The organism is Streptomyces virginiae (assembly GCF_040638905.1).
Classification (GTDB): Bacteria; Actinomycetota; Actinomycetes; order Streptomycetales; family Streptomycetaceae; genus Streptomyces; species Streptomyces virginiae_B.
The window spans coordinates 33,611-55,307 of record NZ_JBEZYV010000004.1; the positions used below are offsets into that span (position 1 = coordinate 33,611).

General features: G+C 72.4%; 18 protein-coding genes. 5 read left to right on the plus strand and 13 right to left on the minus strand.

Annotated features, from left to right (window positions below; genetic code table 11):
- Positions 1–26: 26 nt before the first annotated feature.
- From AB0F82_RS07995 to fahA, 7 genes are all read right to left on the minus strand, one after another.
- Positions 27–2,765 carry a fumarate reductase/succinate dehydrogenase flavoprotein subunit gene (locus tag AB0F82_RS07995; RefSeq protein WP_362624984.1) on the minus strand — a complete coding sequence of 913 codons (2,739 nt, stop codon included), beginning with the start codon at positions 2,763–2,765 and terminating at the stop codon, positions 27–29.
- Positions 2,766–2,776: 11 nt separating this feature from the next.
- Complete coding sequence (locus tag AB0F82_RS08000) at positions 2,777–3,541, minus strand: ABC transporter ATP-binding protein (RefSeq protein ID WP_362624986.1); 765 nt, start codon at positions 3,539–3,541, stop codon at positions 2,777–2,779.
- The gene (locus AB0F82_RS08005) at positions 3,538–4,476 is read right to left on the minus strand and encodes an ABC transporter permease (RefSeq protein WP_362624988.1); all 939 of its coding nucleotides are present in this window, start codon (positions 4,474–4,476) and stop codon (positions 3,538–3,540) included. Before AB0F82_RS08005 ends, AB0F82_RS08000 begins: the two co-directional genes overlap by 4 nt.
- Positions 4,473–5,819: an ABC transporter substrate-binding protein gene (locus AB0F82_RS08010; RefSeq protein ID WP_362624990.1), complete on the minus strand. Its 1,347-nt coding sequence runs from the start codon at positions 5,817–5,819 to the stop codon at positions 4,473–4,475. Before AB0F82_RS08010 ends, AB0F82_RS08005 begins: the two co-directional genes overlap by 4 nt.
- Positions 5,820–5,833: 14 nt before the next feature.
- The gene (locus AB0F82_RS08015; RefSeq protein ID WP_030831630.1) at positions 5,834–6,061 is read right to left on the minus strand and encodes a 4Fe-4S dicluster domain-containing protein; all 228 of its coding nucleotides are present in this window, start codon (positions 6,059–6,061) and stop codon (positions 5,834–5,836) included.
- A 39-nt stretch (positions 6,062–6,100) separates the two neighbouring features.
- On the minus strand, positions 6,101–6,856 hold the full coding sequence (locus AB0F82_RS08020; RefSeq protein WP_362624992.1) for a GntR family transcriptional regulator: 756 nt from the start codon (positions 6,854–6,856) through the stop codon (positions 6,101–6,103).
- Between the two features lie 140 nt (positions 6,857–6,996).
- Positions 6,997–8,220, minus strand: a complete 1,224-nt coding sequence (gene fahA / locus AB0F82_RS08025) for a fumarylacetoacetase (protein WP_362624994.1) — start codon at positions 8,218–8,220, stop codon at positions 6,997–6,999.
- 141 nt (positions 8,221–8,361) lie between these two features.
- On the opposite strand from fahA, the gene AB0F82_RS08030 reads away from it, so the two are divergent.
- A complete protein-coding gene (locus AB0F82_RS08030) occupies positions 8,362–9,180 on the plus strand; it encodes an HAD family hydrolase (protein ID WP_356812042.1) in 819 nt (272 codons plus the stop codon).
- Between the two features lie 19 nt (positions 9,181–9,199).
- Here the strand turns inward: AB0F82_RS08030 and AB0F82_RS08035 are convergent, their stop codons facing one another.
- Positions 9,200–11,206 (minus strand): CocE/NonD family hydrolase, encoded by a 2,007-nt coding sequence (locus AB0F82_RS08035; protein ID WP_362624996.1) that lies wholly within the window; start codon positions 11,204–11,206, stop codon positions 9,200–9,202.
- A gap of 510 nt (positions 11,207–11,716) precedes the next feature.
- Here AB0F82_RS08035 and AB0F82_RS08040 point away from each other — a divergent pair.
- The 4 genes from AB0F82_RS08040 to AB0F82_RS08055 all read left to right on the plus strand — a co-directional run bounded on the left by AB0F82_RS08040 (position 11,717) and on the right by AB0F82_RS08055 (position 14,901).
- Positions 11,717–12,727 (plus strand): polyprenyl synthetase family protein, encoded by a 1,011-nt coding sequence (locus AB0F82_RS08040; protein WP_356812044.1) that lies wholly within the window; start codon positions 11,717–11,719, stop codon positions 12,725–12,727.
- A 239-nt stretch (positions 12,728–12,966) separates the two neighbouring features.
- The gene (locus tag AB0F82_RS08045) at positions 12,967–14,178 is read left to right on the plus strand and encodes a LolA family protein (RefSeq protein WP_362624998.1); all 1,212 of its coding nucleotides are present in this window, start codon (positions 12,967–12,969) and stop codon (positions 14,176–14,178) included.
- Positions 14,179–14,281: 103 nt separating this feature from the next.
- Positions 14,282–14,485 carry a ribbon-helix-helix domain-containing protein gene (locus AB0F82_RS08050; RefSeq protein WP_225884906.1) on the plus strand — a complete coding sequence of 68 codons (204 nt, stop codon included), beginning with the start codon at positions 14,282–14,284 and terminating at the stop codon, positions 14,483–14,485.
- Entirely contained in the window at positions 14,482–14,901 is a 420-nt protein-coding gene (locus tag AB0F82_RS08055) for a hypothetical protein (RefSeq protein ID WP_356812046.1), read from the plus strand. Before AB0F82_RS08050 ends, AB0F82_RS08055 begins: the two co-directional genes overlap by 4 nt.
- A gap of 69 nt (positions 14,902–14,970) precedes the next feature.
- On the opposite strand, the gene AB0F82_RS08060 is transcribed toward AB0F82_RS08055, so the two are convergent.
- The 5 genes from AB0F82_RS08060 to AB0F82_RS08080 all read right to left on the minus strand — a co-directional run bounded on the left by AB0F82_RS08060 (position 14,971) and on the right by AB0F82_RS08080 (position 21,664).
- Positions 14,971–16,287, minus strand: a complete 1,317-nt coding sequence (locus AB0F82_RS08060; protein ID WP_362625000.1) for a M28 family metallopeptidase — start codon at positions 16,285–16,287, stop codon at positions 14,971–14,973.
- Between the two features lie 226 nt (positions 16,288–16,513).
- Positions 16,514–17,458, minus strand: coding sequence for an EamA family transporter RarD (gene rarD / locus AB0F82_RS08065; protein WP_362625001.1), 945 nt, complete (start codon positions 17,456–17,458; stop codon positions 16,514–16,516).
- A gap of 177 nt (positions 17,459–17,635) precedes the next feature.
- Positions 17,636–18,490, minus strand: a complete 855-nt coding sequence (locus AB0F82_RS08070) for an SDR family oxidoreductase (protein WP_362625002.1) — start codon at positions 18,488–18,490, stop codon at positions 17,636–17,638.
- A gap of 158 nt (positions 18,491–18,648) precedes the next feature.
- Positions 18,649–19,728, minus strand: a complete 1,080-nt coding sequence (locus AB0F82_RS08075) for a 2-oxoacid:ferredoxin oxidoreductase subunit beta (protein ID WP_356812050.1) — start codon at positions 19,726–19,728, stop codon at positions 18,649–18,651.
- On the minus strand, positions 19,721–21,664 hold the full coding sequence (locus AB0F82_RS08080) for a 2-oxoacid:acceptor oxidoreductase subunit alpha (protein WP_362625004.1): 1,944 nt from the start codon (positions 21,662–21,664) through the stop codon (positions 19,721–19,723). Before AB0F82_RS08080 ends, AB0F82_RS08075 begins: the two co-directional genes overlap by 8 nt.
- Positions 21,665–21,697 lie beyond the last annotated feature (33 nt).

Below are 21,697 nucleotides of genomic sequence, written 5' to 3' on the forward strand. Positions count from 1 at the left end.
GAACGGGGGCCCGGCCGCCCCGCCGGTCAGGCGCGGGCCGCGTACGCCCGCACGTCCGCGTCGGCGTCACCGACCGCCGTGGCGAGGGCGGCCCGGGCCTCCGCGGAGTCCCGGTGCGCCAGCAGGGCGAGCACCGCCGCCTTGCGGACGTCCGCGTCCGTGTCGGCCAGGGCCTTCGCCAGCGCCGGCACCGCCGCCTCCGCGGCGGCCGCCGACAGTCCGGCCGCCGCCCCCGCACGCACCTGCCACGCCGGATCGGCCAGCGCCGCCACCGCCGTACGGGCGTACCCGCCCGGGCAGCCCACCGCGGCCAGCGCACCCAGCGCCGCACCCCGTACCAGCGGATCGGCGTCCGACAGCAGCGGGTCCAGCGGCGCCGGTGCCGGGTCGCGCACCGCGGCCAGGCCCTTGGCGACGGCCACCCGCACCTCACGGGCCGGGTCCCCGGCGGCCGCGGCCAGTTCCGCCGCCGCGTCCACGGACACCAGACCCCGCACCGCGTGGATCCGTACGTCGACCTCGACGTCCGCGAGCGCGGCCGCGTACAGCCCGGCGTCCCCCAGCCGCAGCGTCCGCAGCGCTTCGAGCGCGGCCGAGCGCACCGCCGGGTCGGGCACGGCCAGGGCCGCCCGCAGCCCCGCGCCGAGCTCGGACCCGCCCGGCAGGACCTCCAGCAGCTCGCGCAACGCGGCCGCGGCCGCGGCCCGTACGGCGGGGTCGCAGTCCGCCAGCCGCTCGGCCAGCGCCGGTCCGGCCCCGGCCGGCACGGTCTCGCCGAGCGCGGCCACGGCCGTGGTGCGGACGGCCGGATCGGCGTCGGTCAGGTAGGGGCGCAGGGCGCCGAGCTCCGGAGACTCCTCGGCGAGCGCGAGGAGTTCGAGGATCCGCGGCGAGGAGCCGGCGGCAGTCCCGGCGGTGCCCGCCGCGGTGTCCGCGGGGTCGCCGGCGGACGTCGCCGCGGCGGCAGAGCCCGTCCGCGCCGCCGGAGGCGTACGCCGCGGCCCGGCCGTCGCCACCGGCACCAGCGCGACCTCGCCCAGGTGCCGCTCGGGGCCGCCGAGCGGGCTGAACCCGTCCACCGGCACCAGGTACGGCTCCACCGGCCGCGCGGTGAACTCCATCGTCCCCGAAGCGGACTTGCGCAGGTCCAGATGGTGCAGCCAGCCCGAGTCGTCCCGCTCCGGATGGTCGGTCCGCTCGTGGTACAGCCCCCAGCGTGACTCCGTACGGGCCAGCGAGGCCCGCGCTGCCATCTCCGCGCAGTCCCGGATGAACGACACCTCCGCGCACCGCATCAGCTCGTGCGCGGTGGTGGCCCCCATCTCGCCGATCTCCCCGCTCATCCGGTCGAAGGCCTCCACCGCGAGGGACAGCTTCGCGCCCGTCTTCGGCGGAGCCACGTAGTCGTTCACGAACCTGCGCAGCTTGTATTCCACCTGCGGCTGCGGCGGCCCGTCCGGATGCCGCAGCGGCCGGTAGACCAGCTCGTGCGCCGCCGCCAGCTGGTCCGCGGGCAGGGCGCCCTCGTAGGGCCGGTACCGGGCGGCGTCCGCACCCGCCAGGTCGCCGAAGACGAAGGCCCCGATCATGTAGTTGTGCGGTACGGAGGCCAGGTCACCGGCCGCGTACAGCCGCGGGACGGTCGTGCGGGCGTGGTCGTCGACGCGGACGCCCGAGGCCGAGTGGCCGCCGCACAGGCCGATCTCCGAGATGTGCATCTCGATGTCGTGGGTGCGGTAGTCGTGGCCGCGGTTCGCGTGGAAGGTGCCGCGGGTCGGCCGCTCCGTGGTGTGCAGGATCGATTCGAGGGACGCCACCGACTCCTCCGGGAGGTGGCTCAGCTTCAGGAACACCGGGCCCCGGTCCGAGGCCAGTTCGGCGGCGAACTCGGCCATCATCTGCCCCGACCAGTAGTCGGAGTCCACGAACCGCTCGCCGTGCCGGTTGACCTGGTAGCCGCCGAAGGGGTTCGCGACGTACGCGCACGCCGGCCCGTTGTAGTCCTTGATCAGCGGGTTGATCTGGAAGCACTCGATACCGGTCAGCGCGGCGCCGGCGTGGTAGGCCATGGCGTAGCCGTCACCCGCGTTCGTCGGGTTCTCGTACGTGCCGTACAGGTATCCGGAGGCCGGGAGTCCGAGCCGCCCGCAGGGGCCGGTCGCCAGGATCACCGCCCCGGCGCGCACGGTCACGAACGCGCCGGTACGGGTGTTGAACGCGGCCGCGCCGATCGCCCGGCCGTCGTCGGGCGCGGTCAGGACCCGCACCGGCATCACGCGGTTCTCGATCCGGATCAGCTCGCGCATCTCCCGGCGCCGCAGCTGCCGGTAGAGGACCTTCTTGACGTCCTTGCCCTCGGGCATGGGCAGCACGTACGAGCCCGACCGGTGCACCTGGCGCACCGCGTACTCGCCGTGCTCGTCCTTCTCGAACTTCACCCCGTACGACTCCAGGCGCTGCACCATCGCGAAGCCGCGGGTGGCCGTCTGGCGGACCGTGGACTGGTCGACGACGCCGTCGTTCGCGCGGGTGATCTCGGCGACGTAGTCGTCGGGCTCGGCGCGGCCGGGCACGACCGCGTTGTTGACCCCGTCCATGCCCATGGCGAGGGCGCCGGAGTGGCGGACGTGCGCCTTCTCCAGCAGCAGCACGCGCGCCCCGCGCTCGGCGGCGGTGAGCGCCGCCATCGTGCCGGCGGTGCCGCCCCCGATGACGAGGACGTCGCAGGAGATTTCCTCGGCGTCGCCGAGCGCGGGGATGTCCATGGTGCGGCCCTTCAGAGTGAGTTGATGATCTGCCGGCGGAGTCCGGCGTGCGCGGCGCCCCGGTCCCGCGGGGCCGGAACCGCCACCACCGCGCCGGCGCCGAGCAGCGCGACGCGGTCACCGAGGAAGAGCGCCTCGTCCACGTCGTGGGTGACGAACACGACGGTCGCGCCGGTGCCCGCGAGGACGTCCACGAGGAGGTCCTGCATCTCGCCGCGGGTCTGGGCGTCCAGCGCGCCGAAGGGCTCGTCCATGAGGACGGCCCGGGGGCGCGCGGCGAGCGCGCGGGCCAGCTGGACGCGCTGGCGCTGCCCGCCGGAGAGCTGGTGCGGCAGTTTGCGGGCGTGCCCGGCCAGACCCACGCGCTCCAGCCACTCCCCGGCGGTACGCCGCCGGGCGGCCCGGGCGTTCCCGCGGATGGCGAGGGGGAGTTCGATGTTGGCCCGCACCGTGCGCCAGGGGAGCAGGGCGTCGTCCTGGAAGACCAGCGCCCGGTCGGCGGACGGGCCGCGGACCGGAGTGCCGTCCTGTTCCACCACGCCGTCGAGCGGCGGCAGCAGCCCCGCGAGGGTGCGCAGCAGCGTGGACTTGCCGCATCCGGACGGGCCCACGACGGCGAGCACCTCGCCGGGTTCGACCACCAGGTCGACCCCGTCGAGCACCGTGTTCCCGCGGTGCCCGAGCCGTACGCCGCGCAGCGCGAGCCCGGCCCCGGGCGGGCCCTCGTCCCCCGCAGCGCCGGCATGGGTCCGGGCGTCCGACTGGGTCAGGCTCATGGGGTCACCTCTCGGGTCCGCTCTGGGAAGGTCTCAGGTCCGGAACGCGGCACGGCCGGGCCGGCCGCGCCGGCCGGGCCCGTGACGGCCGCGAGCGGCTCGCGGGACGGGCGCCGCGCGCCCCGGCCAGCCCGGGCCCGGGCGGCGGAGGACGGTACGGGGCCCGAGGAGTCGCGCGAGGGCAACCACCGGGTCAGACGGCGGCCCGCCCGCTCCACGGCCGTGGACGTCAGCCAGCCCAGCGCGCCGATGGTGACCATGCCGACGAAGACGCCCGGATAGTCGACCACCGTGTAGTCCTGCCAGGTCCGGTAGCCGACTCCGTACTCGCCGGAAATCATCTCCGCCGAGATCACGCAGATCCACGAGACGCCGATGCCGACCGACAGGCCCCCGAAGACGCCCGGCAGGGCACCCGGCAGGACCACCGAGAACAACACCCGCCCCCGGCCGCCGCCCATCGTCAGCACGGCCTCCTCCCACACCGGGCTCAGCGCCCGCACCGCGTGCCGCGTCGAGACCACGACGGGGAAGAACGCGGCTGCGAAGGTGATGAAGACGATCCCCTGCTCGTTGGAGGGGAACAGCAGGATCGCCACCGGCACCAGCGCGATGGCCGGGACCGGTCTCAGGACCTCCAGCAGCGGGCCCAGCAGGTCCTCAGCGATCCGGGACCGCGCCACCGCCGTCCCCACCGCGACTCCCAGCACCGCGGCGAGCGCGAAGCCCGACACGATCCGGCGCACGCTGGAGCCCAGGTCCTGCCAGTACGCCGCCTGCCGCGCACGCTGCCCGAAGGTCGAAGCCACCTCGCCCACCGTCGGGAACTGCTCGAAGCGCAGCCACAGGTTCACGTCCAGCGAGGTCAGCCCCTGCCACAGCAGCAGGGCCGTGCCGAGCGAAGCGGCCCGCAGCGCCCACCGGCCGGCCGTCATGACGCCAGGGCCCCGGCCTCGGCGAAGCCCACGATCCGCGCCCCCGACCCCTGGTGCGCGTCGACGTACGCCTTCGCACCCGCCGGGGTGACGAACGCCCGCAGCTCCGGCCCCTCGGCCACCCACACGGCCTTGTCCGCGAACCACAGGGTCCCGGTCACCGCGTCCGGCACGTACGCCGCCCGGACGTCCGCGCCCCGGGCCGCCTTCAGCAGCTCGCGCGGAGAGTCGAAGCTCTGCGTACGGGTCTGGCCCTTCAGCCACAGCTCGGAGCGGGCGGCAGCCGCCACCGGGTACGGCTGCGTGCCCGCCGCCGCCCGCTTCAGGGGCTCCGGGTCCACGAAGGCGTCCACGTCGACGTCGGGGACCAGCCCCGCGTCCTTCAGCACCGGCACGTCCTGCTTCAGCGCGTCGATCAGCTCCGGGCGCAGCGCCGGGTCGAAGGTCGCGATGCCGTTCGCCCCGTTGTAGAGGTACACCACCTCCGCGGGCAGCCCCGTCTCCTTCGCCACCGACTCGGCCGCCGCCACGGGCTCCGCGCGCAGGTGCTCTGTGGCCTTGCGCTGCGCCCGCAGGAAGTCCTCCAGCACACCGGGCCGTTCCTTCGCGAACTTCTCACGGACCGTGACCCCGTGGAAGGTCGGCAGGTTCAGCTCGGCGCCGTCGTACAGGGCCTTCGCCCGGCCCTCGTACGCCAGCTGCCCCGGCCACGCCACGAACTGCGAGAGGGCGTCCACGCTGCCCGCCTGGAGCGCCGAAGCACCCACGCTCGGCTGCTGGTTGAGCTTCTCGATCCCGTTCGACGGGTCGATCCCGGCGCGCCGCAGGGCCCGTACGAGCGTCCCGTCGGCGGCGGAGCCGACGCTGGTCGACACCTTCTTCCCGTGCAGGTCGGCCAGCGACCGGAGCTTCGAACCGGGGGCGGTGACCACGGTGTTGAGGCCGCCACGCAGGTTGTAGCCGGTCACGGAGACGAGCCGGGTGGGCTGCTTCAGCTCCTTGCCGCGGGCGGCGTTGATGAGGAGCGGGAAGTCGCCCATCGACCCGATGTCGATCTTCCCCGCGGTCATCTGCGCGGTGATCGGGGCGCCGGTGGCGTAGTCCTGCCAGTCCACCTTGTACGTGACGCCGTCCTTCGCGCCGCGCGCAGCGAGCTCCTGCTCGAAGTAGCCGAGGGAGCGCAGCAGGGTGCCGGCGGTGACGGTGTTGATGGTCTTGGACTGGTAGCCGACGGTCACGGTGACCGTCCTGGAGCCGGCGGCTCCGGCGGAGCCCGAGCAGGCCGCGGCCAGGGGGGCCAGCAGCAGGGCGAGCGCGAGCGGCGCGACTGCCTTCGTACGCATGGGTGCGGGACCTTTCACCGGAGCAGGTAGGGCATGTTGACGGTGACCGCGCCGGTGGGACAGCGGGCGGCGCAGGGGCCGCAGTACCAGCACTCGTCGACGTGCATGTACGCCTTGCCGTCGTCCTCGCGGATCGCGAGCGAGTCGAGCGGACACATGTCGACGCACAGGGTGCAGCCGTCGATGCACAGGGACTCGTCGATGGTCACGGGCACGTCGCCGCGCTGGGGGACCAGAGGCATGGCTGTCTCCAGGAAGGTGGGTACGCAGGGGTTGAGAGCTCAGAGCGAGCGGCGCAGCAGGCCGCTCATGGTGATCCGGTCGCCCCGGAAGCGGATGAACTCCAGGTCCACGGGCCGTCCGTCGGCCAGGTGGGTGAGCCGCTCCAGCATCAGGACGGCCGTCCCGCGCGGGGCCTGGAGCACGGCGGCGGAGTGCGCGTCGGCGTTGACGGCTTCGAGGGTGATCTCGGCGTGGCCGAGCGGCTGGCCGGTCTGCTGCTCCAGCAGCCGGAAGACGTCGGTGTTCTCCAGGTCGCAGCCGAGCAGCGCGGAGCCGATGTCCAGGGGGATGTAGGTGAGGTCGAGGGAGAGCGGCAGCCCGTTCAGGCGCCGCAGCCGTTCGATGTAGAGCACGTCCGTGTGCTCGGGCAGGCCCAGGCGGTGGGCGACCGGCGCGGGCGCCGGCACCGGGCCCGCGGTACGGACCTCGTTGGTGACGGTGCCGTGCTCGTGCAGGGTCTCGGCGAGCCCCTGCAGGCGGTCGAGGCCGTGCGGGTACTTCTCGCAGACGACGACGGTGCCCACGCCGGGCTGCCGTTCCACGAGCTGTTCGCCGCGCAGCAGGTCGAGGGCCTGGCGGACGGTGTTGCGGCTGGCCCGGTAGTCGGCGGCGAGGGCGTTCTCCAGCGGGAGGACCCCGGTGGGGAAGGCGCCGGAGAGGATCTGGTGGCGCAGCAGGTCGGCGAGCTGCCGCGCCTGGTCCGCGCGCAGTCTCCGCCGCCGCGCGGCGTGGTCGAGGCTGCGTTCGGCTGGCATGGCACGGAACATACCGACGGTCCGCGGACGGTGGTGTTGCAGCAGTATTGCGCCACCAGGGGGCTCCTGCGTACCCCCTGTGACCTGCGGCTTCGGCGGGGTGGTGGAAAGATCCGCCACCCCGCCGACCAAGGGGTGGACTACGCGGTGCCCACGATGCGGCCGATGACCTCGCCCAGGCCGACGCGCGTGCCGTCGGGGCCGGGGGCCCAGGCGGTGAGGGTGACGGTGTCCCCGTCCTCCAGGAAGGTGCGCTTGCCGTCGGCGAGCTCGATGGCGTCGCGGCCGTTCCAGGTCAGCTCCAGCAGCGAGCCGCGCTGGCCGACCTCGGGACCGCTGACGGTGCCCGAGCCGAAGACGTCGCCGGTGCGCAGGGAGGCACCGTTGACGGTCATGTGCGCGAGCTGCTGGGCGGCGGTCCAGTACATCGTCGCGAACGGCGGCTGCGCCACCTCCTGCCCGTTGATGGAGACGGTGATGTGCAGGTCGAAGCCGCCGGGGCGGTCGACGGCCGCGTCGTCCAGGTAGGGCAGGAGCGGGAAGTCCCGGGCGGGCGGGGCCACGCGGGCGGCGTCCAGGGCCTCCAGCGGGGTCACCCAGGCGGAGACGGAGGTGGCGAAGGACTTGCCGAGGAAGGGGCCGAGCGGCACGTACTCCCAGGCCTGGATGTCCCGCGCCGACCAGTCGTTGAGGAGGAACAGCCCGAAGACGTGGTCCTCGAACGCGCCCAGCGGCACCGGACGGCCCAGCTCGGAGGGGGCGCCGACGACGAAGCCGACCTCGGCCTCGATGTCGAGCTTCACGGACGGCCCGAAGACGGGCGCCGGGTCGGTGGGCGCCTTGCGCTGCCCGGAGGGCCGTACGACGTCGGTCCCGGAGACCACGACGGTCCCGGAACGGCCGTGGTAACCGATCGGCAGGTGCTTCCAGTTGGGCGTCAGCGCGTCGCCGTCCGGGCGGAACATCCGTCCGACGTTGGTGGCGTGGTGCTCGCTTGCGTAGAAGTCGACGTAGTCGGCGACCTCGTACGGCAGGTGCAGCACCACCTCGTCCAGCGGCAGCAGGTGCGGCTCGACCGTGGGGCGGTGGCCGGGGTCGGTCACCCAGGCGGTGAGCGCGCGCCGCACGTCGCGCCAGGCGGTGCGCCCGGCGGCCAGCAGCGGGTTGAGGGAGGTGTGGCCGAGCAGCCCGGCGTACGGGGAGCCGAGCGCGACCGCTGCCGCTCCCGCGTCGAGCACGTGCCCGCCGATGCGCACACCGATCCGGCGGCGCTCCTCGCCGGCGGTCGAGAAGACGCCGTAGGGGAGGTTGTGCGGCCCGAACGGGTCGCCCTCGGGGACATCGAGGGGGCTCTGCTGGGGCATGGGGTACTGCCTCGCTTTCGACGCGGTCCGGGGGTGTCCCGGGGGCTGGTTGACACGTTACGTGGCTGAGGGGGCGCGTGGGAGGCCGGATTCGCGCTCTATTTGTAGGACTTGTCCAAAGGGGTCCGTATCCTTGGCGCCGTGACTTCCGCGCCTCTTCCGGCCCTCCCCTACGCCTTGATCGCCACTGACCTGGACGGGACTCTGCTGCGTGCCGGGGACACCCTTTCAGCCCGATCCCATGCGGCTCTCGACGCGGCCCGGGCCGCCGGCGCCCGGCACATCATCGTCACCGGCCGTCCCGTTCCACAGGTCCGACACGTCTTCGACGCACTCGGCTACACGGGGCTCGCGGTGTGCGCGCAGGGCGCGCAGGTGTACGACGCGGCGCGCGGCCGGTTGCTGCACTCCGTGTCCATGGACCGGGAGCTGGCGGAGGTGGCCCTCGGCAAGATCGAGGCGGAGGTCGGCGAGGTCTACGCGGCGGTCAACCAGGAGGGCCTGTACGCGGAGATGCTGATGGGTCCGGGCTACCGGATGTGGCACCCGCACCTGCCGACGGTGCGGGTGGCCCGGCGGTCGGGCCTGTGGTCGGCGCCGATCAACAAGGTGCTGCTCCAGCACCCCGAACTGGACGACGACGAGCTGACGCGGGTGGCGCGGACGGTGGTCGGGGACCTGGTGAACGTCACGATGGCGGGGGAGCACACGGTGGAGCTCCAGCCGCCGGGCATCGACAAGGCCAGCGGGCTCGCGCGGGCGGCGGACGTCCTGGGGGCGTCCCCGGCCGGGACGATCGCCTTCGGGGACATGCCGAACGACGTGCCGATGTTCGCCTGGGCCGCGCACGGGGTGGCCATGGCCAACTCCCACCCCGAGCTGGTGGCGGTGGCCGACGAGCTGACGCTGTCGAACGAGGCGGACGGCGTCGCGGTGGTGTTGGAGCGGTTGTTCGGCTGACCGCGGGCTTCCGGCGCGCTCAGCCCGCCGCACGCGGGAGGCGGCGTTCCCACGTGCGGTGGAAGACCACCTCCTCCCCCTCCCGGCACACCACCTCGTTCGTCGTCAGGAAGCCGCCCTCGTCGCAGGAGATCTCCGAGGTGGTCTCCACCCGCGCGTCCCAGCCCGAGTCCGGCCGGTGGAGCCGGATCCGCCACTGCGAGCGGGTTCGGGCCGACAGCGGGTCCCCGTCCTGGATCTCGTACACCTCGGTGGCGTCCTCGGCGTACTCCAGGCCGTCCGGGTAGACCCGGGTGCCCCCGTGGCGCGGGTCCACCTCCAGCCGCCAGGTCCCGCGCGCGACGTCCCGTACGACCAGCCGCTCCGGGCGCGGCTCGTCCAGGGTCGCCGGGAACGAGACGCCCAGCGGCGTCGCCTGCTCCGGCGGCTCGAAGACGATCCCGGCCTCCCCGGCCGGGGAGACCGCCCGCACCGGCAGGGTCACCGAGCTGCCCGCCGGGTCCAGCGTCCAGCCGGCCCCGGACCCGGCCCGCGGCCAGATCCACGGCCAGTACGCGGAGGACACCGCGAGGCGGATCCGGTGCCCCGGTGTGAAGGCGTGGCCGATGCCGTTCAGCTCGAAGGTGACGTCCTCGTACGAGCCCACCGGCCACGGCACGGCCCGGTCCCGGCCCTGGCGGGCGGAGAGGTTCAGCGCGCCCCGCGTGACCAGCGTCGAGGAGCCGTCCGGGGCGACGTCGCACAGCCGGGCCACGACCTGCCCGTAGGGCACGTCGAGCCGCAGCCGCAGGGTCACCGACGGTCGGCCCAGGATCTCCACCGGCTCCCCGCCGCCCACCGGGAACTCGAAGCAGGCCGACTTCGCGTCCTCCTCCCGCTGGTCCGGCGGCAGGTCGGCGTCGTTGCCGAAGGGGAGGAAGCGGCCCGCGTCCAGCCCGGTGTGCTGCGGGGAGGCGACGGCCACCGGCCCGCCCTGGAACACGTACGGGACGGGGATCACGGTCGGCGAGGGCCAGGCCTTCTCGCCGACCCAGCGCCCCGGCAGCTCCTCGTAGACCGTCGCCGGCGGGTGGGCGTCGCTGATCCAGGCACGGAGCAGCGGCTCGTCCGTCACCCCGTTGTCGGCCCCCTTCAGCCAGTGGTCCCACCAGCGCAGGGTCTCCTGGAGGAAGCCGATCGCGGGTCCCGGCGCAAGCCCGCGGTCCGGGTACTGGTGCGACCAGGGGCCGATCAGGCCCCGTACGCGTGCGGACGGCAGGTGCTCGACCAGCCGCAGCACGGTGTCCCGGGACGGATCGTGCCAGCCGCCGACCGCGAGCACGGCCGCACCGATCGCCCCGTAGTCCTCGCAGACGCTGCCGTGGCGCCAGTAGGCGTCGCGGGTCTGGTGCGAGAGCCAGGTGTGGATCAGCGGTTCCACTGCCGCCAGCCGGTCCAGCCACTGGGCGCGCCAGCCGTCACCGGCATAGTGCGGGTCCGGCGGCCGGGAGGCGAAGGCCAGCATGGTCGCCGCCCACGCGTGCAGGTCCACGGCGAGCACCGAGCCGCCCATGTAGTGCCCGTCGTTGTCGTAGCGGTCGTCCGTCGAGCAGACGGTGACGACCGCCTTGAGCGGTTCGGGGGCGAGGGCGGCGATCTGGAGGGAGTTGCACCCGCCCCACGAGATCCCGAACATCCCCACCGACCCCGTGCACCACTCCTGCGCCGCCAGCCACTCCACCACCGCGACCCCGTCGGCGAGCTCGCGGGCGTCGTACTCGTCGCCCGGCAGGCCGCCGCTGCACCCGTGCCCGCGCACGTCGACCCGTACGGAGGCGTAGCCGTGGCCCGCGTACCAGGGATGGCGCTGCCAGTCGCGCGGCGCGGTCCAGTCGGTGAGCCGGTGGGGGAGGTACTCCAGCAGGGCCGGGACGGGCTCGTCGGTCACGGGGCGCCAGATCCGGGCGTACAGCTCCACTCCGTCGGGGAGCGGGATCCGGACATCCTCGTGCGTGGTGCCGTACGGGAACTCGGTGCGGATGATCATTGGTTCTGCCACCAATCGCCTCGGCCGCAGCCGTGGCCGTAGACCTTGACCACCTGGGCCTGGATGCCGTTGGCCGGCGCGCCTCGAAGACGCCGGGCGCCGAGGCGTGCCGGCCGGCGGGGAAGCCGAAGCCCATCGTCAGGCACCCGGCGACCGCCGAAAGGGTGGCGAGCACGACGGCGGCAAAGCCCCAGTGCCGACTCTTGTGCTCGCGCCGAGCCGGCCGGTGGCGGTGGCGGGCAGACGTAATCGTCCCGGGGCGGCGGCTGTTCGGCCGCCGGATCCGAGGGCTCGTCCGTCTCGGTCACGGTTCTGCGCAAAACGTACTCTCCGGGTCTTTCGGCTCCTCCCGAACATACCGGTGCTCATCGGGCAGTGTGGGGAGGGTGGCCGGGAAGGCCCTCTCGGTGATCGAAAACGGACCCGATACGCTGGCTTGAGTGATGGCAGCGACACATCGACAATCCATGTGATCGTCAGCGTGATCGTCAGCAGACAGGAGTACCCCTCGTGACCGTCGTCGGGCCGTTCGGACTGAGCGTGCGGGACCAGGCTCTTGAGACCGATGTCCAGGCCGGACTGGCCGCCGTCGAGGCGGGTCTGCTGGAAGCCACCAAGAGCGAAGTCCCCTTCATCACCGAGGCCGCACAGCACCTGGTGCGGGCCGGGGGCAAGCGGTTCCGGCCGCTGCTCGTCATGCTCGCGTCCCGTTTTGGCGACCCCTACGCGCCCGGGATCGTCCCGTCCGCCGTGGTCGTGGAGCTCACCCACCTGGCGACGCTCTACCACGACGACGTCATGGACGAGGCCGACGTACGCCGCGGCGTGGAGAGCGCCAACGCCCGCTGGGGCAACTCGGTGGCCGTCCTGACGGGTGACTTCCTCTTCGCCCGTGCCTCGCACATCCTGGCCGACCTCGGGCCCGAGGCCGTCCGCATCCAGGCCGAGGCCTTCGAGCGGCTCGTCACGGGCCAGATCCTGGAGACGGCCGGGCCGCGCGACGGCCGCGACCCCGTCGCCCACTACCTCGACGTCATCGCCGGCAAGACCGGCTCGCTGATCGCGGTCTCCGGCCGCTTCGGCGCGCTGATGTCCGGTGCCGACGAGTCGGTCGTCGACATCCTGACCCAGTACGGGGAGCGGCTCGGCACCGCCTTCCAGCTCGCCGACGACGTCCTCGACATCGCCTCCGACGCGCACGAGTCCGGCAAGACCCCGGGTACCGACCTGCGCGAGGGCATCCCGACGCTGCCCGTGCTGCGGCTGCGCGAGATGGCCGCGAGGGACGGCCGCGCGGAGGACCTGGAGCTCGTCACGCTGCTGGACGGCGACCTGACGGATGACGCCCGCCACGCCGAGGTGCTCACCCGGCTGCGGGCGCACCCTGCCCTGGAGCAGGCCCGGCGCGACACCGTCCGGTACGCGGAGGACGCGCGCGCCACGCTCGCACCGCTGCCCGAGTGCTTCGCGAAGGCGGCTCTGGAGGAGCTGTGTGACGCGGTGGTGCACCGCGCCGGCTGACGACCGCGGGCGGGCGGGCGCGCCCGACGCCGCCGTACGGGCCCTCCGCCCGCCGACCCCTACGGGTCGGGGGAGGAGGGCCCGTTCCGTGTCATCCCACGGTCGTACGCCCAGTTGCTTCCGGGGACTGACGCCCCGACGCCGCCGTTTTGGTCAGATGGAGTCATCAACCCCACCGGATCGGGTGAGCGCGGCGACACGCGGATCGCCGCAGTCGACACAGAGGGCAGGGCACTGACATGGCAGCGAACACGAAGACTTCTCGCAAGGTCGCACGGTACGCCGTACCGGTCGCGGTGGCGGGTGTCGCCGCGGCGACCGTGGCGATGGTCCCGGCCTTCGCCAACGCCGGCGGGCCCGACCTGCCCAAGGTGACGGCGCAGCAGCTGATCGAGAAGGTCGCCGCCTCGGACGTGGAGCAGCTGTCGGGGACGGCGAAGATCAGCACCGACCTGGGCCTGCCGAAGATCGCCTCCGGGCTCCTCGGCGGCGGCGGTGTCGCGGGCGGCTCGGCGAACCCGGAGGACAAGGTCGCGCAGCTGGCGAACGGCACCCACACCTTCCGCGTGGCGGCCGACGGCGAGGACCGCCAGCGGCTCACCTTCCTGGACGGCAAGGACGAGTACAGCCTCATCCACAACGGCAACGACGTGTGGGGCTACGACTCCAAGTCGAACGAGGTCTTCCACGGGAAGGCGTCCCCGGCGGACAAGGCGGGCAAGGGCGAGGGCAAGGAGCACAAGACCGGTGACCGGCTGACCGCCTCCCCCCAGAAGCTCGCCGAGGAGATCCTCGCGGCCGCCGGTCCCACCACGGACGTCAGCGTGGGCGAGACCGCTCAGGTGGCCGGCCGGGACGCCTACCAGCTGGTGCTCAAGCCCAAGCAGGCCGGCTCGACGGTCGGATCGGTGCAGATCGCGGTGGACGCCAAGAACGGCGTGCCGCTGCGCGTGCAGCTGCTCTCGGCGCAGGGCGGCAAGCCGATCGTGGACGCCGGCTTCACCAAGGTGGACTTCGCCAAGCCGGCCGCCGACACCTTCGCCTTCACCCCGCCCAAGGGCGCCAAGGTGACCGAGGGCGCGGACGGGCACGGCAAGGGCGGCAAGGACGGCGCGTTCAAGGCGCTGGAGTCCTTCCCGGGCCTGGACGGCCTGGCCGGCGGTCCGGGGGGCAAGGGCGACGTGAAGGTGCTCGGCGAGGGCTGGGCGACGATCGCGCGCATCGACTCCGGCGCCGGCAAGAGCCTCAAGGACCTGGAGAACGACAAGAACGCCCCCAAGGAGGCCAAGCAGTTCCTCGACTCCCTGGGGGACAAGGTCAACGGGAAGTTCGGTGAGGGCCGGGTCCTGTCGACCCGCCTGTTCAACGTCCTGGTCACCGACGACGGCAAGGTCTACGCCGGCGCGGTCACCAAGGACTCGCTGGTGAAGGCGGCCGACGCCAACAAGTAGCCGCACCGTGCGGTGAGCGCCGAGGGTGGGCGGGGACTGTGTCCCTGCCCACCCTTGCGTCGTTGTCACTGCCCGTACAGCGCGTCCGCTGTACGGTGTTGGCATGTCGAGACACGTCACCATCCGCCTGGACGAAGAGTTCCACGAGCGCCTCAAGGCGCGCGCGGCGGCACTGGGGACGACGGTCACCGCTCTGATCACAGAGGTCACGGAGCGCGAACTCGACGAGGACCGGAAGAACTTCCTCTCCGGCATAGAGGAGTTCGCCGATCACTGGGGCTACTTCCAGGAGCGGTTCGGCAATTGAAGATCACCATGGAGTGGGCCTGGACCGCTCTGGCCCACCATCTCCCCTCAGATCCCGCGGTGTGGGATCCCTCCGGGGTGGCCGCCGCGGTCGCCCGGCACCAGAACGACCTGGTCCTGGTGCCAGAACAGCCCGCCCCGGACACCGCGTGGCGGGCCGCCGCGTTTCTGCACACCCTCGCGGTCTGCCCGGCGCTGGAATCACCGATGAACGAGTTCTACGCGGCTGCGGCGACCCGCTCGTACCTGCGCGTGGCCGGGGCCGCGAAGCTGCCCTCGCCGGAGGAGCTCGGCGACCTGGTCGAGGCGGCGAAGCTGGGCCGCGCGGACATCGCGGCCGTGGCCGAGGAGCTGCGGGCCCGGATCAGGGAGCCGCTGGAGGCCTCGTCGCAGGCCGCCCGCGCCGAGGACGCCTGAGCTCCGGCAGCGATCCGGGTGGATCGTGCCGGAGCCCTGGAGAGAGGCCGGGGCCGGGCCCCGGGTCGGCTAGAAGGTGATCTTCCAGCTGTTGATGTAGCCGACGTCCTGCGCGGCCGAGTCCTTGACCCGCAGCTTCCAGACGCCGTTCGCGACCTCGCTGGAGGCGTTGACGGTGTACGACTGCACGAGGTTGTCGGCGCTGCCGCCGGAGCGGTTGTGCAGGCTGTAGACCGTGCCGTCGGGGGCGAGCAGGTCGACCACCAGGTCACCGCGGTAGGTGTGGACGATGTTCACGTCCACCTTGGTGGTGGCCGGCGCGTTGCCCGTGACGCCCGAGACCGTGATCGGCGAGGTGACCGCCGCGGCGGGGGAGTCCGGGATGGTCACGTCCGCGGTGTTCTCGAAGGACGGGCCCGGCGGAACCGGGGTGGAGGCGCCCAGGTTCCAGATCGCGTAGGCGATGGCGTCGGCGTTGCGGTCCAGGGCGGTGTCGTTGATGTTCGCGGTGTTGTCGCAGGAGGAGTGGTAGCAGCGGTCGAAGGACTGGCCGGCGGTGCCGCCCCACTTCTGCGCCTGCGCGGAGGACTTGGTGTTGCTGGCCCCGGTGAACAGGCCGCCGACCGGTATGCCCACGTTCTTGAAGGAGGCGTGGTCGGAGCGGCCGTCGCCCTCGGTCTCGATCTCGGTGGGGACGCCGATGCCCGCGTAGTAGTTCTTGAAGGTCTGCTCGATCGTCGGGTCGTCGTCGTAGACGAAGTAGCCCGGGTTGGGCGAGCCGATCATGTCGAAGTTCAGGTACCCGGCGAACTTGGCCCGCTCGGCCGCCGGCAGGTTGTTGACGTAGTACTTCGACCCGACCAGCCCCAGCTCCTCCGCGCCCCACCAGCCGAAGCGCAGGTGCTTGGTGGGCTGCAGCCCGGCCCTGGAGACGGCGAGGGCCGTTTCCAGGACGGCTGCGCTGCCGGAGCCGTTGTCGTTGATGCCCGCGCCCGAGGTGACGGAGTCGAGGTGCGCGCCGGCCATCAGGACCGAGTTGGGGTCGCCGCCCGGCCAGTCGGCGATCAGGTTGTAGCCGGTGGCGCCGCTGGAGGTGAAGGTCTGCAGCGTCGTGGTGAAGCCCGCGGCGTCGAGCTTGGCCTTCACGTAGTCGATCGAGGCCTTGTAGCCGGCCCGGCCGTGGGCGCGGTTGCCGCCGTTGTTGGCGGCGATGGTCGAGAGCTGCGCCAGGTGGGCCTTGACGTTGGCCACTGGGATGTCGGGCGGGGTCGGCGCCGCGGCGACCGCCGTGGGGGCGGCGAGGGCGGCGGGGGCGGCGGAGGCGAACAGGCCGGCGACCGCGAGAGCGGTCACGGCAGCGAGGCGCCGGGAGACGGACAGGCTCATGTGGGGGCTCCGGGATTCCGCTGGGGATATGACGGAACGAGCGAGATAGAGCAGGTGAGCGTTAGTGCGTCAGTGCGAGCCTGATGGTCGGCGAGAATGTGACTGTCCGTCAAGACCATAATTCGGTCAGGGCAGTTCGGAAAACGGACGATCCCCGGTACGGGGGTTCCGTACCGGGGATCGTGGGGCCCGGGGCGTGTGCCGGTGCGCGCCCTGCCGGGCGGCGCTACGCGGGTTCGCGGGCCGGTGCCGGGGCGACCACGGGAACCGCCTCCAGTCGGGCACGGGAGCGCCGCGCCGTCCGCAGCGCGTCCCAGGTCAGGAGGGCCAGCGCGGCCCACACCAGGGAGAAGCCGGCCCAGCGCTCGGGCGGCATGGCCTCGTGGAAGTACAGGACGCCGAGCCCGAACTGGAACACCGGGGCCATGTACTGCAGCAACCCCAGGGTGGACAGCGGGACCCGGATGGCGGCGGCCCCGAAGAACACCAGCGGGATCGCCGTGACCAGTCCGGTCGCGGCCAGCAGCAGCGCGTGGCCGGCGCCCTGCGAGGTGAAGCTGGACCGGCCCTGCGCGCCCAGCCACAGCAGGTAGCCGAGGGCCGGGAGGAACAGCATGGCCGTCTCGGCGGCCAGCGACTCCAGCCCACCCATGTTGAGCTTCTTCTTGATCAGCCCGTACGTCGCGAAGGAGCACGCCAGGACCAGCGAGATCCACGGCGGCCGTCCGTAGCCGACGGCGAGCACGAGCACGGCGGCGAAGCTGATGCCGACGGCCACCCACTGCACGCGGCGCAGCCGCTCGCCCAGCACCAGCACGCCCATGGCGATGCTGACCAGCGGGTTGATGAAGTAGCCGAGGCTCGACTCGACGACGTGGCCGTTGTTGACCGACCAGATGTACAGGCCCCAGTTCACGCTGATCACCGAAGCGGCCAGCGCGGTCAGGCCGAGCTTGCGCGGCCGGCGCAGCAGCTCCCGTATCCAGCCCCAGCGGCGTACCGCGAGCAGTGCCAGGCCGACCACGGCCAGGGACCAGGTCATGCGGTGGGCGAGGATCTCGACGGCCCCGGCGGGCATCAGGAGCGGCCAGAAGAGGGGCACCAGCCCCCACATCCCGTAAGCGCCGAATCCGTAGAGCAAACCCGCGCGCTGCTCGTTCCCTGCCTTCACGGGACCTCCTGTGCGACTTCCGGCCAATTTCACGACGGTATCGCCGCACGGCCCGGATGTCATGCCCGTCATTGCGAGATACTCATGACACCTTTCTGTGCGCCCATGCCCGTACGGAGGTGCTGGCCGCTCGGGAACCGCCGGGAGCCGAACGGGAGCCGCCCGAGTCCGCCCAGGTCAGGCCAGCGCGGCGCCGATCGCCGCGGCGACCGGGGTCGTCGGGCGCCCGATCAGCCGGGCCAGGTCCCCGCTGGTGCCCGCCAGCCGGCCCCGTGCGATCGCCGCGTCCACGTCGACGATGATCGCCGCGAAGCCCTCGGGCACCCCGGCGCCCGTCAGGATCCGCAGGTGCTCGTCCGCCGGGACCTCGGTGTACGCGATCTCCTTGCCGCTGAGCGCAGACACCTCGGCCGCGTACTCCCCGAGGCTCCACGCGGCGTCGCCGGAGAGTTCGTAGATCTGGTTCAGGTGCCCCTCGCCGGTGAGCACCACGGCCGCGGCGGCCGCGTAGTCGGCGCGTGCCGCCGAGGCGACCCGGCCCTGGCCCGAGCTGCCCACGACCGCTCCGTGCCCGAGGACGGCCGGCAGCTCGCGGGTGTAGTTCTCGTGGTACCAGCCGTTGCGCAGGAAGGTGTAGGGGAGTCCGGAGCCGAGGACGGCCCGCTCGGTGGCGGTGTGCTCGGCGGCGAGCTCGAAGTCGGCCTCCGGGCCGCCGAGGATGCCGGTGTAGGCCAGCTGCGCCACACCCGCCGCCTTGGCGGCGTCGATCACGGCGGTGTGCTGGGCGACGCGCCGCCCGATCTCGTTGCCGGAGATCAGCAGCACCCGGTCGCCGGGCTCGAAGGCGCGGGCCAGAGCCGCCGGGTCGTCGTAGTCGGCGACGCGCACCTCGATTCCCAGGGCGGCCAGGCCGGCGGCCTTCTCCTCGTTGCGGACGACGACGGCGACGCGGTCGGCGGGGACCCGTTCCAGCAGTTCCCCGACGACGAGACGGCCGAGGGCTCCGGTGGCGGCGGTGACGACGATGCTCATGAGTGCTCTCCTCGTTGGGCGACAGCGCCAGCCTACGGTAAGCGCTAACTTTTGGAAAGCGCTGTACGGGGGGTGGTGGCCAGGTGGGCGGGCCGCTCATGCCGAAGCCCGGGCCCATGAGGGGCCCGGGCTTCCGGCGGCCGTGTCGCGCGGGTGGGTCAGCCGACGACGGTCCAGGTGTCGTTGCCGTTCAGCAGCGCGCCGAGGTCTCCCTTGCCGCTGCGGTCGACGGCCGCGTCGAGCTGGTCGGCCATGAGCGTGTCGTAGACCGGCCGCTCGACGCTGCGGAAGACACCGATCGGGGTCCGGTGCAGGGTGTCCGGGTCGGCGAGGCGGGAGAGCGCGAACGCCGTGGTGGGGCTGGCGGTCCGGGCGTCGTGGACCAAGACCTGCCCCTCGTTGGCGGGGGTCACGTCGACGACCTCCAGGTCCCCGGTGGCCTGGTTGCGCACGACGCCCTTCTCGTCGTCCGCGCCGAACCGGATCGGCCGGCCGTGCTCCAGCCTGATCACCGCCTCGCGCGCCCGGTCCCTGTCCTTGAGGACCTCGAAGGCGCCGTCGTTGAAGATGTTGCAGTTCTGGTAGATCTCGACGAGCGCCGTGCCCTGGTGGTCGGCCGCCTGGCGCAGCACCTCGGTGAGGTGCTTGCGGTCGGAGTCGACGGTGCGGGCGACGAAGGAGGCCTCGGCGCCGATCGCCAGCGACACCGGGTTGAAGGGCGCGTCGAGCGAGCCCATCGGTGTCGACTTGGTGATCTTGCCGACCTCGGAGGTGGGGGAGTACTGGCCCTTGGTCAGCCCGTAGATCCGGTTGTTGAAGAGCAGGATCTTCAGGTTGACGTTGCGGCGCAGCGCGTGGATGAGGTGGTTGCCGCCGATGGAGAGCGCGTCGCCGTCACCCGTGACCACCCACACCGACAGGTCGCGGCGGGAGGTGGCGAGGCCCGTCGCGATGGCGGGGGCCCGGCCGTGGATCGAGTGCATCCCGTAGGTGTTCATGTAGTACGGGAAGCGGGAGGAGCATCCGATGCCGGAGACGAAGACGATGTTCTCCTTCGCCAGTCCCAGCTCGGGCATGAAGCCCTGGACCGCGGCGAGCACGGCGTAGTCACCGCAGCCCGGGCACCAGCGGACCTCCTGGTCCGACTTGAAGTCCTTCATCGACTGCTTGCTCTCGGCCTTGGGTACCAGCGAGAGCAGGGTCCGCGCCCCGTCGGTCGCCTCCGTCACCTCAGTCATCGATGGCCTCCTTGAGGACCTTGGCGAGCTGCTCGGCCTTGAACGGCATTCCGTTGACCTGGTTGTACGACTGGGCGTCGACCAGGTATTTCGCCCGGATCAGGGTGGCGAGCTGCCCGAGGTTCATCTCCGGCACCACTACCTTCTCGTAACGCTCCAGGACCTCGCCGAGATTCCTGGGGAAGGGGTTGAGGTGGCGCAGGTGGGCCTGGGCGACGGACAGCCCGGCGCCCCTGACCCGGCGGACCGCGGCGGTGATGGGGCCGTAGGTGGAACCCCAGCCGAGGACCAGGGTGGTGGCGCCGCCCGGGTCGTCGACATCGAGTTCGGGCACCTCGATGCCGTCGACCTTGGCCTGGCGGGTGCGCACCATGAAGTCGTGGTTGGCCGGGTCGTACGAGATGTTGCCCGTGCCGTCCTGCTTCTCGATGCCGCCGATGCGGTGCTCCAGGCCGGGGGTGCCGGGGACCGCCCAGGGCCGGGCCAGCGTCTGCGGATCCCGCTTGTAGGGCCAGAAGACCTCGGTGCCGTCGGCGAGCGTGTGGTTCGTGGCGGCGGCGAACTTGACCTTCAGGTCCGGCAGGTCCGCGACCTCCGGGATCCGCCACGGCTCGGAGCCGTTGGCGAGGTAGCCGTCGGAGAGCAGGAAGACCGGCGTCCGGTAGGTCAGCGCGATCCGGGCCGCGTCGAGGGCGGCGTCGAAGCAGTCCGCCGGGGTCCGCGGCGCCACGATGGGGACGGGCGCCTCGCCGTTGCGGCCGTACATGGCCTGGAGGAGGTCCGCCTGCTCGGTCTTCGTCGGCAGGCCGGTGGAGGGGCCGCCGCGCTGGATGTCCACGATCAGCAGAGGGAGTTCCAGCGACACCGCGAGACCGATCGTCTCCGACTTGAGCGCCACGCCGGGGCCGGAGGTGGTGGTGACCCCGAGCGCCCCGCCGAAGGCCGCGCCGAGGGCCGCCCCGATGCCGGCGATCTCGTCCTCGGCCTGGAAGGTCCGCACGCCGAAGTTCTTGTGCTTCGACAGCTCGTGCAGGATGTCCGAGGCCGGGGTGATGGGGTAGGAGCCCAGGTAGAGGGGCAGATCGGCCTGCTGGCTCGCGGCGATGAGGCCGTAGGAGAGGGCAAGGTTCCCGGAGATGTTGCGGTAGGTGCCGGTGGGGAAGGCCTGGGTCGCCGGCGCCACCTCGTAGGAGACCGCGAAGTCCTCCGTCGTCTCCCCGAAGTTCCAACCGGCGCGGAACGCCACGATGTTCGCCTCGGCGATCTCGGGCTTCTTCGCGAACTTCTGCCGCAGGAAGCTCTCCGTGGCCTCGGTGGGCCGGTGGTACATCCACGACAGCAGGCCCAGCGCGAACATGTTCTTGCTGCGCTCGGCCTCCTTGCGGGAGAGCCCGAAGTCCTTCAGCGCCTCCACCGTCAGCGTGGTCAGCGGCACCGGGTGCAGGTTGTAGGCGGCCAGCGAGCCGTCCTCCAGCGGCGAGGTCTCGTACCCGACCTTGGCCATGGGGCGCTTGGTGAACTCGTCCGTGTTGACGATGATCTCCGCGCCGCGCGGCACGTCGGCGATGTTCGCCTTCAGGGCGGCCGGGTTCATCGCCACCAGCACGTTCGGCGCGTCGCCGGGGGTGAGGATGTCGTGGTCGGCGAAGTGGAGCTGGAAGGAGGACACACCCGGCAGGGTGCCGGCGGGGGCGCGGATCTCGGCCGGGAAGTTAGGCAGCGTCGACAGGTCGTTCCCGAACGACGCCGTCTCCGAGGTGAACCGGTCACCGGTGAGCTGCATACCGTCACCGGAGTCACCCGCGAACCGGATGATCACCCGATCGAGACGCCGTACTTCCTTGCCGTCCGGACTCCCCGGAATGCGCTGTCCACCGACAACCGCACCCCCGGCCCCGTCGGCCTGCTCGGCTGGGCTGCTGACCTGGCTGGTCACTGAACTGGACCTCCTTCGAGGCGTGAGCACCCC